Source organism: Sphingobium salicis subsp. salicis (assembly GCF_049472635.1).
Classification (GTDB): Bacteria; Pseudomonadota; Alphaproteobacteria; order Sphingomonadales; family Sphingomonadaceae; genus Sphingobium; species Sphingobium yanoikuyae_A.
Window position 1 is genome coordinate 3,313,809 of the sequence record NZ_JAYRCS010000001.1, and the last position, 14,198, is coordinate 3,328,006.

Annotated in this window: 11 protein-coding genes; all 11 read left to right on the top strand. The window is 66.7% G+C overall.

Annotated features, from left to right (window positions below; translation table 11 throughout):
* The first annotated feature begins 40 nt into the window (after window positions 1-40).
* The 11 genes from VHN57_RS16050 (at window position 41) to VHN57_RS16100 (ending at window position 14,167) form a co-directional block, all read left to right on the top strand.
* Complete coding sequence (locus tag VHN57_RS16050) at window positions 41-1,276, top strand: amidohydrolase family protein (protein WP_278986839.1); 1,236 nt, start codon at window positions 41-43, stop codon at window positions 1,274-1,276.
* Between the two features lie 16 nt (window positions 1,277-1,292).
* Entirely contained in the window at window positions 1,293-2,801 is a 1,509-nt protein-coding gene (locus VHN57_RS16055) for a bifunctional 3-(3-hydroxy-phenyl)propionate/3-hydroxycinnamic acid hydroxylase (RefSeq protein ID WP_423284516.1), read from the top strand.
* Window positions 2,798-3,226: a GlcG/HbpS family heme-binding protein gene (locus VHN57_RS16060; RefSeq protein ID WP_423284518.1), complete on the top strand. Its 429-nt coding sequence runs from the start codon at window positions 2,798-2,800 to the stop codon at window positions 3,224-3,226. The genes VHN57_RS16055 and VHN57_RS16060 overlap by 4 nt, the downstream gene beginning before the upstream one ends.
* Entirely contained in the window at window positions 3,223-4,131 is a 909-nt protein-coding gene (locus VHN57_RS16065; RefSeq protein WP_278988554.1) for a VOC family protein, read from the top strand. The genes VHN57_RS16060 and VHN57_RS16065 overlap by 4 nt, the downstream gene beginning before the upstream one ends.
* Window positions 4,131-4,961, top strand: a complete 831-nt coding sequence (locus VHN57_RS16070; RefSeq protein ID WP_278988552.1) for a fumarylacetoacetate hydrolase family protein — start codon at window positions 4,131-4,133, stop codon at window positions 4,959-4,961. Before VHN57_RS16065 ends, VHN57_RS16070 begins: the two co-directional genes overlap by 1 nt.
* Window positions 4,962-4,996: 35 nt before the next feature.
* The gene (locus tag VHN57_RS16075; RefSeq protein ID WP_423284521.1) at window positions 4,997-7,204 is read left to right on the top strand and encodes a TonB-dependent receptor; all 2,208 of its coding nucleotides are present in this window, start codon (window positions 4,997-4,999) and stop codon (window positions 7,202-7,204) included.
* A 70-nt stretch (window positions 7,205-7,274) separates the two neighbouring features.
* The gene (locus VHN57_RS16080) at window positions 7,275-8,123 is read left to right on the top strand and encodes an alpha/beta hydrolase (RefSeq protein ID WP_278988313.1); all 849 of its coding nucleotides are present in this window, start codon (window positions 7,275-7,277) and stop codon (window positions 8,121-8,123) included.
* Between the two features lie 24 nt (window positions 8,124-8,147).
* Complete coding sequence (locus tag VHN57_RS16085) at window positions 8,148-9,452, top strand: family 1 glycosylhydrolase (protein ID WP_423284523.1); 1,305 nt, start codon at window positions 8,148-8,150, stop codon at window positions 9,450-9,452.
* A 3-nt stretch (window positions 9,453-9,455) separates the two neighbouring features.
* Window positions 9,456-9,893 carry a hypothetical protein gene (locus VHN57_RS16090; RefSeq protein WP_125997445.1) on the top strand — a complete coding sequence of 146 codons (438 nt, stop codon included), beginning with the start codon at window positions 9,456-9,458 and terminating at the stop codon, window positions 9,891-9,893.
* Entirely contained in the window at window positions 9,893-10,819 is a 927-nt protein-coding gene (locus tag VHN57_RS16095) for an alpha/beta hydrolase (RefSeq protein WP_278988632.1), read from the top strand. The genes VHN57_RS16090 and VHN57_RS16095 overlap by 1 nt, the downstream gene beginning before the upstream one ends.
* A gap of 18 nt (window positions 10,820-10,837) precedes the next feature.
* A complete protein-coding gene (locus VHN57_RS16100) occupies window positions 10,838-14,167 on the top strand; it encodes a glycosyl hydrolase (protein ID WP_423284526.1) in 3,330 nt (1,109 codons plus the stop codon).
* Window positions 14,168-14,198 lie beyond the last annotated feature (31 nt).

Genomic DNA, 14,198 nt, shown 5'->3' on the forward strand with positions numbered 1-14,198 from the left:
CGCATAAGGGCATTCAACAAGAGACTTCGGGAGAGCCCTCGTGCGGCAGCTGATCCGCAATATTGCGATTTTCGACGGGACCGGCAGTGCGCCCTTCCCCGGCGCGGTCATGATCGAGGGCGATCGCATCGCCGACATTCTGCGCGACGAAGCCGCGATCGACGCGGCGCAGGCCGACATGGTGATCGACGGCCATGGCGCGACGCTGATGCCCGGCATGGTCGACGCCCATACCCATCTGACCTGGGGCAGCTCGGTCGAGAAAATCTATCATCAGTTCATCCTGCCGCCCGAGGAACTGAAGGTCGCCGCCTGGCGCAATGCCCGCGTGCTGCTCGACCATGGCTATACCAGTCTCTATTCGGCCGGCGCGCTGGGCGACCAGATCGAACCGGAACTCGCCCGCGCCATAGCGGCCGGCGAAACCCCCGGCCCGCGCCTGGTGCCCTCCACGCTGGAGCGCAGCCCGGAAGGCGAGGAAGGGGTCGAAACCGGCGATGTGTTCAACGGGCGGGGGCCCGAAGCGATGCGCGCCTTCGTCGCCTATTGCGCGGCGGAGGGCGTCAAGTCGCTCAAGCTGGTGATTTCGGGCGAGGATGCGCTCAAGCCCGGATCGTCGCAGGACATTCTCTACACCGACGCGGAAATGATCGCGGCCGGCGAGGCGGCGAAGGAAGCGGGCCTGTGGATCGCCACCCATGCCTATAGCCCGCGCGCCATCAATCTGGCGCTCGAAGCCGGCGCCCGCATCCTCTATCATTGCTCCTTCGCCGATGACGCGGCGGTCGACGCCATGGCGGCGAAGAAGGACGCCATCTTCTACGCCCCCGGCCCCGGCGTATCGGTCGCCGCGCTGGAGGCCAATCCGCCGCCCCATATCAATATGGCGTCGATGAAGGCGAGCGCGGCCGAGCGGCTGGAACTGGAAAAGACATTGGTGCCCAAATTGAAGGCGCGCGGCGTGCGCGTCCTGCCCGGCGGCGACTATGGCTTTCCCTTCAACCCCCATGGCCGCAACGCCCGCGACCTGGAACATTTCGTCACCTATTATGGCTTCACCCCGGCCGAGGCGCTGCATGCCGCCACCATGCTGGGCGGCGAGCTGATGGACCAGCCCGTCGGCCAGGTGAAGCCGGGCTATCTCGCCGACCTGCTGCTGGTCGAGGGTGATCCGACCAAGGACGTCCGCCTGCTGCAGGATGCGGCCAACATCAAGATGATCATGCTGGGCGGGCGGATGCACAAATCCCCCGTGCCCGAGCCCCTGACGGTCTGACCGGAAAGACGCTTTCATGTTCGACGTTGCGATCATCGGCTGCGGGCCGGTGGGGGCCTTTGCGGCCAATTTACTTGGGAAAGCGGGCGTCTCGGTCCTGGTGATCGAGCGCGAGGCCAACCCCTATCCCCTGCCCCGCGCGGTCCATCTGGACCATGAGATGATGCGCCTGTTCCAGTCGGCCGGCGTCATCGACCGGGTCGTCCCGGACATGCGCGATACCGAGGGGCATCTGCATGTCGGCGCCGATCATGGCGTGATCCGCTACATGGGCACGGTCGGCCGCCCCCGCCCCTATAGCTGGTCCAACGACTATTTCTTCTACCAGCCCGAACTGGAAGATCATCTGCGCGATGCGCTGGACGTCTATCCCAATGTCGAGCTGTCGCTGGGCACCGCGTTCGAGGCGCTGGCGCAGGACGACGAGGGCGTCACGCTGACGCTGCGGTCGGACGCCGGCGAGGAGCAGGTCCGCGCCCGCTATGTCGTCGCCTGCGACGGCGCCCGCAGCGCGGTGCGCAAGGCGCTCGACATCGGCCTGGATGATCTGGACTTCGAGGAACCCTGGCTGGTGGTCGATGCCGAGGTCGATGGCCCGGTCCGCTTCCCCGACCTGTGGGGCGTGCCGCAAGCGGCCGACCTGCAGAAATTGTCGGTGATGATGTGCGATCCCAAGCGCCCGGCCACCATCGTGCCGGGGCGCGGCAATCATCGCCGCTGGGAATTCATGCTGCTGCCCGGCGAAGACGATCAGGCGATGATGCAGCCAGACGCCGTGGCCGCGCTGGTAGCCCCTTATCTCGACGGCGTGCCGCACCAGGTGGTGCGCGCCGCCACCTATCGTTTCCATGGCCTGATCGCCGAGCGGTGGCGGCAGGGCGGCGTCTTCCTGGCCGGCGATGCCGCGCACCAGACGCCGCCCTTTTTCGGCCAGGGCATGTGCCATGGCCTGCGCGATGCCGCGAACCTGGCCTGGAAGCTGGAGCTGGTGCTGGCGGGCAAGGCGCCCGAAACGCTGCTCGACAGCTATCAGCCCGAGCGAGATCCCCATGTCCGCGCCGTCATCTCCGCCGCCGTGGGCGCGGGCCGCTATATCTGCGTGCTCGACCCCGACGCCGCCGCCGCGCGCGACCATCAACTGCGTGAAGCCGCCAAGGGCGCCCAGAGCGGCACGGCCGCCGATCTGATCCCCGCCATCGCCACCGGCATCATCGCCACCGGCACGCCGGGTGCGGGCGAGCGCTTCATCCAGCCGCGCGTCGGCGACCGGCTGCTGGACGATGTGACCGGTGATGGCTGGCGCCTGTTCACCCGCCAGCCGGTTGCGGGCGGCGACGTGACCGTCGTCGATGTGGCGGAGCTGGGCGATGACGGCCATGTCGCCGACTGGCTCGAAGCGCGCGGCGCCGAGGCGGTGCTGGTCCGCCCCGACCATTATGTCTTCGGCACTGGCGCGCCCGCAGAGCTGATCGCCCGGCGCAACGCGCTGATCGCCGGCACCGCCCGGCAGGAGATTGCCGCATGACCCTCTCGCTCGCCCAGGCCCGTGCCATCATCGACGCCGCGCTTGCCAAGGCGCGCGCCGATGGTGCCCAGCCGCTGGCCGTCGTCGTGCTCGACGCCGGCGCCCATCCGGTCGCTTTTGCCCGCGAGGATGGCGCCAGCCTGTTCCGTTTCGACATCGCGAAGGCCAAAGCCTCGGGTGCGCTGGGGATGGGCGCGGATACGCGGGTGCTGGCCACCCGCGCCGCGTCCAACCCTGTCTTTTTCCAGAGCATCGCCGCCGCCACCGGCCAGATGGCCTTCTCGCCCGGCGGCGTGCTCATCCGCGATACAGACGGCGCGCTGATCGGCGCGGTCGGCATCAGCGGCGATACCGGCGAATGCGACGAGGCCTGCGCCATCGCCGGCATTCAGGCCGCCGGACTTTTCCACGGAGACAAAAAATGAAGCTGCGCAGCATCGAACTGGCGCTGCCCCATGCGGCAGAGGCCGCCGCCTTCCTGACCGACATCTGGGGCATGGCGCCGGCGGCGATCGAAGGCGAAACCCATTATCTGCGCGGGTCGGGCAGCTATCCCTATCTGGTCGCGCTGGCGGAATCGGCCGATGCCTATGTCCGCTCGACGACCTTCGTCTGCACCGCCGAGCGGCTGGAGCAGTTGAAGCGCAGCGTCAGCGCCGCCGGCCTGCCTGCGACGCCGGTCATTTCGGAAGATCCGGGCGGCGGCCATGGCATCATCGTCGAACTGGCCGAGGGCGAATTGCTCCGCTTCCTGGTCGATGCCGAGGAAGTCGCGCCGATCGCGGGCGCCGACCTGCCGGTGAAGCTGACCCATGTCGTCTTCAACAGCGCCGATGCGGAGGCAACCGGCCATCTGGTCGAGCAGGCGCTGGGCTTTCGCGTGTCGGACCGGACCAAGGGCATGGTGTTCGTGCGCTGCAACGACTCGCACCATTCGACCGCCTTCGCCCGCGCCGGCTTTTCCAGCCTCAACCATATTGCGTTCGAAATGGCGGACATGGACGCGGTGATGCGCGGTATCGGCCGGTTGCGCGACCATGGCATGGTGCCAGCCTGGGGGCCGGGCCGCCATGGTCCGGGCGCCAATGTCTTTGCCTATTTCATCGCCCCCTTTGGCCCGGTCATCGAATTTTCGACCGCCGTGGAAAAGGTGGCCGAGGATTATCAGCCCGGCGCGCCAGAGGACTGGACCTGGCCCGAGGGCCGGATCGACCAGTGGGGCATGTCCGACAAGGATTTCGCCGGCCTGCGCGCCGCCGAAGAGAAATTCCGCCATCGCCGCGACTGGGATGCCCAATCGATAGACCTGATCAACGAGGAACAAGCCTGATGCGCTATGTCAGTTTCCGCCGTCCCGACGGCACCCCCAGCTTCGGCCGGATCGAGGGCGAGACGATCGTCGAACTGGCGACCGATGCAGCGCCGAGCCTCAAGGCCGCGCTGACCGACGGCAGCCTGTCGGGCCTGGCCGATGGCGCATCCTATGCCGCCGCCGATGTCGTGCTGCTGCCGGTGATCCCCGATCCCGCCAAGATCCTGTGCGTCGGCCTCAACTATGCCGAGCATGTCAAGGAAACCGGCCGCGAGCAGAAGGCGCATCCGGCGATCTTCGTGCGCTATGCCGACAGCCTGATCGCCGATGGCCAGCCGATGATGAAGCCGGCCGTGACCGAGCGGTTCGACTATGAGGGCGAACTGGCTGTGGTGATCGGCAAGCCCGCGCACAAGGTCGCGGCCGCCGACGCCTGGGATTATGTCGCCGGCTATGCCGCCTTCAACGATGGCAGCGCACGCGACTGGCAGCGCCACAATATCCAGTTCACGCCGGGCAAGACCTTTCCCGGCACCGGCGGCTTCGGCCCGGCGCTGGTGACGCCCGACGAGATTGACGATCTTGCCGCGCTGCGCGTCCAGACCCGCCTCAATGGCGAACTGGTGCAGGACCAGCCGGTCAGCGACATGATCTGGGATATTCCCACGGTCATCGAATATGTGACCGCCTTCACGCCCTTGAGCCCCGGCGACGTGATCGCCACCGGCACGCCCGGCGGCGTCGGCGATAAGCGCACCCCGCCACTCTACATGAAAGCCGGCGACAAGGTCGAAGTGACCGTCGGCACCATCGGCACGCTCAGCAACCGCATCATCGACGAACAATAACAATCATCAACCCGCATACCGGGGGAGGACAGACCATGCGTAACATTCACATCACCATTGCGGCCCTCGCCAGCGCGAGCGCCATCGCGATCGCCGCGCCGGCCTTCGCACAGAACGCGCCCGCGCCCGAACAGGCGGCACAGCCGGCGGACGATTCCGACATCATCGTCACCGCCCAGCGCAAGGCGGAGAAGGTGACCGAGGTGCCGATCTCCATCACCGTGGCCAATGCCGCCCAGCTGGAACGGCAGCAGGTCAACACGATGAACGACCTCAACCGCGTCGCCCCGAGCCTGGAAATCCAGTCGGCGCCGGGCCAGAATACCGGCGGCGGCGGGTCGATCCGCGGCATCGGCACCCAGACCTTCTCGTCCGGCGCCGTCGCCTCGGTCGGCGTGGTCGTCGACCAGGTGAGCCAGGGCAATGCCAATATCTCCGACCTGTTCGACGTCAGCCGGATCGAAGTGCTGAAGGGGCCGCAGGGCACGTTGTTCGGCCTCACCACATCGGCCGGCGTCATCAACATCACCACCAATGCGCCCGATCCGACCGGCTTTGCCGCCCGCGTCCGCACCGAACTGTCCGACGCCGGCACCGCCGGGTCCAAGTTCGGCAACCAGATCGTGCAGGGCATGATCAACGTGCCGCTGGCCCCCAATGCCGCGCTGCGCCTGTCGGGCGTCACCAATTTCCGCCAGGGGCCGAACCGCAACGCCACCACCGGCGACTATAACGACACCAACCGTTATGGCGTGCGCGGCCGGCTGCTGTGGGAGCCGACCGACCGGATCACCGTCAACCTCAATGGCGATTATGCCAAGAGCAAGATCGTCAACGGCGGCGACTTCTTCACTTTCGTCAAGAGCGACTTCGCCGATGAACTGTCGAGTTGCGGCGTGACCGCAGGCGAAGGCAATCGCACCTATTGCACCAGCGACCATTATGTCGGCCATTCGGAAAGCTATGGCGGCTCGTTGCAGCTCGATTATGAGGCCGATCCTTTCACCCTGACGTCGGTGACCGCCTATCGCGGATCGACCGAGACCGGTTATGGCGCCGCCAGCAACGTGTTCCGTGCCGACTCCCATGCGCTGGAAGTCTACAACTCCCCGGTGAACCGCCGCACCAGCCTGTTCACGCAGGAATTGCGCATTAGTTCGCCCGCCGACCAGTTCTTCGAATATACCGCCGGCGCCTTCTATTCGAAGCAGGTGCAGAAGCGCGATGCGGAAACCGTGACGGTCCAGCTCGACCTGCCAGACTTCATCGTCCCGATCGCCAGCACGACCACCGACGCCAACAAGGTGGTGGATGAATCGCTCGCCTTCTTCGGCCAGGGTACCTTTCACCTGTCGCCGGCACTGCGCCTGATCGCGGGCGGCCGCTACACGGTCGACCGCCTGTCCCTCGACACTTTCGGCACGGTCGGCACCAGCACCGTGCTGGATGTCGCCAAGGCATCGTGGAAGTTTGGCGCGCAATATGACCTGGCACGCAACATGATGGTCTATGCGACTGCCGCGCGCGGCTTCAAGGGCGGCCAGATCGCTACGCCAACCGGCGCCAATCCCTATGTCGTGCTGCCCGAAATCCCGACCTCCTACGAAGCGGGGCTGAAGAGCACGCTGTTCGGCGGCTGGGTCGCGGATCTCAGCATCTTCTACAGCAAGATCGACAATTTCCAGGCGCAGCAATGCACCGTCGAGGATGTCGTCATTTCCTGCGCCCAGACGAATATCGACGGCGTGAAATCGCGCGGCGCGGAAGTCAGCTTCTTCGGCAAGGTCTTTGACGGCCTGTCGCTCAACACCGGCTTCATCTATTCCAAGGCGACCTATCCGGGCGGTTATCTGGGCACCGACGGCACCAATATCGGCGGCACCCAGCTCGCCTATGCGCCCAAATACAAGTTCACCCTGTCGGGCGAATATGAAGCGCCGGTCACGAGCCGCCTGAAGGGCTTCCTGGCAGCGGATACGGTGTGGAAGTCGCGCATCCGTTATGAAGCCAATTCGCGCGAGGAAACGACGTTCCGCCCGCACTGGCTGGTCGGTGGCCGCATCGGCCTGCGCACCGATGATGATCGCTACAGCGTCGCGATCTTCGGTCGCAACCTGTTCAACGTGCATGAGCCTTCGCTGATGCAGAGCGACTTCCCGTCCGACGGCACCGCCAATATCGGCGCCATCTATGGTCCGCAGTCCTTCCGTCAGATCGGCATCAGCCTGGACGCGAAATTCTGATCCTCCTGGGGCGGGGCGCCGCTGGTGGCGTCCCGTCTTTTTTCCTAATCCTTCTGGCCAGAGGGGACATATGAAGCCGATCAGGGACGCCATCGCCGCACTGGGCACCGATCTGGGACCGGACATACTCGGCCAGTGCCGGGCGCTGTTCGATGCCGAGCAGGCGGCGCTGGCGGCGGCGGTCCCGGTGACGCAGGCGGACATCGCCTATGGCCCGGACGCCCGCCACCGGCTCGACCTCTATGCCCCCAAGGGTGATGCCCCTGCCCCCATTCTGGTCTTCGTCCATGGCGGCGGTTTTCTGAAAGGCGACAAGGGCAGCGCCGACGCCTGGCCCAATGCCAATGTAGGCCGGATGGCGACGCAGGCCGGCTTCCTGGGCGTCGTCATCAATTATCGCCTCGCCCCCGACCATGGCTGGCCGGCCGGGGCGGAAGATGTTGCGGCCGTCGTCGGCTGGCTCAAGGATCATGCCGCCGAGCATGGCGGTGACCCCGATCGCATCGTCCTGATGGGCACGTCGGCCGGCGCCGTCCATGTCGCGGGCTATCTGAAACTCGCCGGATCGGACGCCGTGCGCGCTGCCGTGCTGCTGTCGGGTCTTTACGGCTATACCCCGCTCGATCCGCGCGACATGCTCTATTATGGCGAGGCTTCGCTCTACCCGGAGCGCATGCCGCTGGAAGCCATCGCTTCGACCGAGCTGCCGCTGCTGATCGCCTGCGCCGAGTTCGACCCGCCCCGCTTCCAGGCCGAGTTCCTGAGCCTGTTGCAGGACCGGCTGGCGCGCCACGGCGCCATGCCGCGCGCCTTCATCCAGTCGGGCCATAATCATTATAGCATGGCCGTGCATCTGGGCACCGCCGACCGGCGGCTGTCGCAAGAAATCTGCGCCTTCGTGCGCGAAACCACTGCCTGACAATTATAATAGGAGAGACGGAACATGCTGGATCGCCGCACCCTTCTGGCTACCGGCGCCGCGCTGATGGCCGCCCCCGCCATCGCCGCGCGCAAGAGCGCCAACCCCAATTTCCCCAAGAGCTTCTACTGGGGCGCGGCCACCGCGCCGCATCAGGTCGAGGGCAATAATATCGCCAGCGACCTGTGGTTCGTGGAAAATCAGCAGCCGACCGTCTTCTCCCAGCCGTCGGGCGATGCCTGCAACAGTTTCGCCCTGTGGGAAACCGACCTTGATCTGGTCAAGGCCATGGGCCTCAATGCCTATCGCTTCGGCATCGAATGGGCACGGATCGAGCCGGAAAAGGGGCTCTTCTCCCAGGCGATGCTCGATCATTACAAGGCGGTGATCGACGGCTGCCATGCCCGCGGCCTGGCGCCGATCGTCACCTTCAGCCATTTCACCGCGCCACGCTGGTTCAGCGCGCAGGGCGGCTGGACCAACCCGGAAAGCGCGCAGCTTTTCGCCCGCTATTGCGACAAGGCGATGCGCGCGCTGGGCCAGGGCATCGCCAGCGCCATCACCCTCAACGAACCCAATATCCTGCTACTCCTGAAGCCCATGCTGCCGCCGCAGGTGTGGGACATCCAGAAACTGACACTGGAAACCGCGGCCAAGCGGTTGGGCGTGCCCAAATATGTCTGCGCCAATGTCGCCGGCTTCGATGATCTGCCCGCGCTCCAGACCGGCCTCGAAGCGGCGCACAAGGCAGGCAAGGCCGCGATCAAGGCGGTCCGCGGCGACCTGCCGGTCGGTTTCTCGCTGGCGCTGATGGACGATCAGGCGGTCGGCGCCCATTCGGTGCGCGATGCCATGCGCAAGCAGCTTTACGGCAACTGGCTGGAGATCGCGAAGGCCGACGATTTCATCGGCGTCCAGAATTATGAGCGCGCCCTGTGGGGCGACAAGGGCCGCCTGCCCGCGCCCAAGGGATCGGCCGTCAACTGGTCCGGCACCGAAGTCTGGGCGCCCTCGCTCGGCGGCGCAGTGCGCTTTGCCCATGAAGCGACCGGCGTGCCGATCCTGGTGTCCGAGCATGGCGTGGGCAGCGACGATGACGCGGTTCGCGCGAAGTTCATTCCCGAAGCGCTGGCGGGGCTCAAGGCCGCGATCGACGATGGCGTGCCGGTGCTGGGTTATTGCCACTGGTCGCTGCTCGACAATTTCGAGTGGATCTTCGGCTACAAGCCCAAATTCGGGCTGCACAGCGTCGATCCGGTGACCTTCGCCCGCACGGCCAAGCCCAGCGCCGCCGTCTATGGCGCGATCGCCCGCCGCAACGCGCTCTGATCGATGGCCGCGCCGTCCCTGTCGCTCGGGCGCGAAGCCGCCATCGGCTTCGCCATCAACGCCGTGCTCAGCATCGCCTTCTTCCTGGGGATCTTCGGCCTGGCCGTCCGGCCGCTCAGCTGGGCAGCGCCCGACGCGCTGGCGATCGACTTCGTGCCGCAGAGCATCGCCGTCGCTTTGATGAGCGCGCTGGTGCCCGCCCTGCTCGTCCGCAAGCGGTTGGCGCTGGCCGTTCCGGTCCGGACGATTATCTTGCGGGCGCTGGGCAGCGCCCTCGTCGGGGCGGTGCTCGGCGGCGCGCTCGCGGCGCTGGCACAGGCCGGGGGCGATGCGTCGATCGCCTGGGGCGCGGCGCTCGTGCTCAAGCTGCTCTATGGCGGCCTGCTCGGCGCCGCGATCACGACCCTGGTACTGAAAAAGACAATGAGGAGGATGGCCTGATGATCCGATCGACGATCGCGCTGCTGGCGCTGCTGGCGGCCACGTCCGCCGCCGCGCAGGATGTCCGGATGGCGCCGGTCGCCCCGGTCGATCAGGCCGATGCCATCCCGCTCTGGCCCGATCAGCCCGTCCCGGCCAAGGGCGCTGACGAACAATGGTCGACCATGCATGTCCAGATCGGCGCCAACAGCATCGACAATATCATGGTCCGCAATGTCGTGCGGCCGACCATCACCCCCTATCTGCCCGATCCCGCCAAGGCGACCGGCGCGGCGGTGATCGTCGCTCCGGGCGGCGCCTTCCTCTCGCTGTCGATGACCGGTGAAGGCAGCGACGTCGCGCGCTGGCTGGCCGACCATGGCGTGGCCGCCTTCGTCCTCAAATATCGCCTCAATGCAACGCCCCGCGACGACCGCACCTTTCTGGGCGTCATGGGCCAGCGCTTCGCCGATGCCGCAAAGCCCGGCGCACAGGCCGAGGTGAAGGAACCGCGCGCCACCCAGGATGCGCTCAAGGCATTGGACATGGTCCGCGCCGATGCCGCCCGCTTCCATGTCGATCCCGCCCGGATCGGCATGATCGGCTTTTCCGCTGGCGCGATGACCACCCTGAACGCCGTGTTGGAGGGCAAACCCGCCCAGCGCCCCGCCTTCATCGGCTATATTTACGGCCCGATGCTGGCGCCCGCCGTCCCGGCCGATGCGCCGCCGATGTTCAACGCCATCGCCATGGATGACGGCCTGTTCAAGGGGCAGGGCTTCGCCATCGTCGAAGCCTGGCGCAAGGCCGGCCGTCCGGTTGAGTTCCACGCTTATGAACGGGGCGATCATGGCTTTGGCACCGGACGGCCCGGCACCACGACCGCGCTGCTGCTGCCCGAATTCCTCGCCTGGATGGATATGCGCGGCCTGCTCGCCGCCCGCTGATTGTCTCAAGGATAGCCCATGACCTGTAAAGCCCTGCGCCTCGCCGCCCTACTCACCTGCGCCTCGCTCGCCATGCCCGCCCAGGCCGACGATCTGGCCGACGGTTTCAACAATCCGCCGCAGTCGGCCCGGCCGCGCGTGTGGTGGCACTGGCTGAACGGCAATGTGACCAAGGACGGGATCGACAAGGATCTCGACTGGCTGGCGCGCATCGGCATTGGCGGGGTGCAGAATTTCGACGCCAATCTGCAGACGCCGCAGATCGTCAAGGAACGGCTGGTCTATATGACCGACGGCTGGAAGGACGCCTTCCGCCACGCCGTCCAGACCGCCGATGCCAAGGGGCTGGAATTCGCCATCGCGGCGTCGCCGGGCTGGAGCGAGACCGGCGGCCCCTGGGTCAAGCCGCAGGATGCGATGAAGAAGCTGGTCTGGACCGAAACCGAGGTCGAGGGCGGCCAGCGAGTCAAGGGCGCCCTGCCCGCCCCGTCCAATGTGACCGGCGCGTTCCAGAGCGCGAAGTTCAGCGATCCGCTGGCGGGCGACGCGGAGATACCGGACCAGCCGCGCGCCTATGGCGAGGCGCGGGTGCTGGCCTATCCGATTGCAGCGATGCCCTTGCCGACGCCCCGCATCCTCGACGCCAATGGCCAGCCGGTCGCGGGCGCCGCCGCGCTGGGCGACAGCGATCTGGAAACCGTGGCGCAGATGGCCAAGGGCGACGAAGCGCATCCCGGCACACTGATCCTCGACTATGGCAAGCCCGTCACGGTGCGATCGGCCAGCCTGTTCGTGCCCCATGCCCGGCCGCCCTTCGGTGACCCCGCCTATCGCCCGACGATCGAGGCGGAAACGGCGCAGGGCTGGCAGCCGCTCGGTCGCTTCTCGCTGACCGAAGTCGCCTCCACCACCAGCTTCGCGCCGGTCACGGCGCAGCGCTTCCGACTGGTCCTGTCGCCCAATGACGCCGCCAAGTCGCCGGGCCTGGGCGATGGCGCGCCCGGCGCGGTGATGATCGACGTATTCGGTCGCCCGGCCAACCCGACGCTGGGCATTGGCGACCTGCGCCTGTCGGCAGAGGCGCGGATCGACCAGTTTGAAGCGAAGGCCGGCTATGCCATCGCATCCGATTATAACCGCCTGAACATGGGTCCGGCCGATGCGCCGGCGATCGATCCGGCCAAGGTGATCGACCTGACCGACCGGCTGCGCCCCGACGGCACGCTCGACTGGACCGCGCCCAAGGGCACGCGCTGGCGCATCGTCCGCATGGGCTGGTCGCTGACCGGCAAGACCAACCATCCTGCCACGCCCGAAGCCACCGGGCTGGAGGTCGACAAATATGATGCGGCCGCCGTGCGCCGCTATCTCGAAACCTATCTCGCCATGTATCGCGATGCGGTCGGCGCCGACTGGATCGGCAAGAAGGGCATCAGCGCGCTGCTGACCGACAGTATCGAGGTCGGCGCGTCCAACTGGACACCGCGCATGGTGGAAGAGTTCAAGGCGCGGCGCGGCTATGATCCCGTCCCCTTCCTGCCGACCCTGACCGGCGCAGTCGTGGGATCGGCGGCGCGCAGCGACGCCTTCCTGCATGATTATCGCCAGACCCTGGCCGACCTGCTGGCCGATGCCCATTATGGCACGGTGGCGCAGGTCGCGCATGAGCATGGCCTGACCGTCTATGGCGAGGCGCTGGAAAATGGCCGGCCGGTGCTGGGCGACGACCTGGCGATGCGGTCGCATACCGATGTGCCGATGGCGGCGATGTGGACCTTCAATCGCGGCAGCGCACCGCGCCCGACGCTGATCGGCGACATGAAGGGCGCGGCGTCGGTGGCCCATATCTATGGCCAGAATATCGTGTCGGCCGAAAGCATGACGTCGGCCTTCGCCCCCTGGGCCTTCGCGCCGGCGGACCTCAAGCGCGTGATCGACCTGGAATTCGTGTCTGGCGTCAACCGGCCGATCGTCCACACCTCCGTCCACCAGCCGGTGGATGACAAGGTGCCGGGCCTCAGCCTCATGATTTTCGGCCAATATTTCAATCGCCACGAAAGCTGGGCCAATATGGCCAAGCCCTGGGTCGATTATATGGCGCGCACTGGTTTCCTGTTGCAGCAGGGCCGCGACCATGCCGACATCGCCTATTTCTATGGCGAGGATGCGCCGATCACCGCGCTGTTCGAGCATGGCGTGCCGGCCGACCTGCCCAGCGATTATGCCTATGACTTCGTCAATGCCGAGATTTTGGCGAGCAAGGCGTCGGTGCAGGATGGCGACCTGATCGCCGGCAAGGCGCGCTACAAGGCGCTGTATCTGGGCGGATCGAGCAAGGTGATGACGCTCGCCACCCTGCAGCGCATCGCCGCGCTGGTCGAGGCTGGCGCCACCCTGATCGGCACCGCGCCCGAACGCGCGCCCGGCCTGCAGGATGATCCCGCCGCCTTCCGCGCGCTGGTGGCGAAACTGTGGAGCGGCCAGCCGGTCGGCAAGGGCAAGGTGATCGCCAGCACCGATGTCGACGCCGCGCTCGCCGGCACGGGCATCGGCGCCGATTTCCGCGTGACCGGCAGCGGCGATGCCCGTGCCTATCGCTTTCTCCACCGCGCTTTGCCCGATGGTGACCTCTATTATGTGACCAATGGCAAGGCGCAGGCCGAGCATGTCGAAGCGCGTTTCCGCGTCACTGGCCGCCAGCCGGAAATCTGGCGCGCGATCGACGGCAGCGCCGCGCCGCTGTCCTATAGGACCGAGGGCAGCGACACGGTCGTCCCGCTCGATGTCGGGCCGGAGGATGCCTTCTTCATCCTGTTCCGCAAACCGGCGCAGGCCCCCAGCCGGACGATCGCGCCGGTGGCGGTGAAGCCGGTCGCCACCCTGTCGCAGCCCTGGACCGTGCGCTTCCAGCCGGGTCGCGGCGCGCCGGCCGAGATTGCGATGCCCACACTGACGGCGCTCGACAAGAGCAGCGATCCGGGCGTGCGCTATTTCTCGGGCGAGGCGACCTATGCCAGCAGCTTTACGTTGCCCAAGGGCGCCAAAGTCGGCGCACCGCTCTGGCTTGATCTGGGCAGTGTCGGCGATGTCGCGGAGGTGAGGGTCAATGGCCAGGTCGCGGGCACAAGCTGGTTCACCCCCTATCGCCTCAACGTCGGAAAGCTGGTGAAGCCCGGCCGCAACGCGATCGAAGTGAAGGTCGCGAACCTGTGGGTCAATCGCCTGATCGGCGACCAGCAGCCCGGCGCACAGAAGATCACCTTCACCGCCGCCCCCACCTATCGCCCCGATGCGCCGCTGCGTCCGTCGGGCCTGATCGGGCCGGTTACGCTGTCGGCGGAACAATAAGCAGGGGTCGCGCGGATGCTCGCTTGAACGC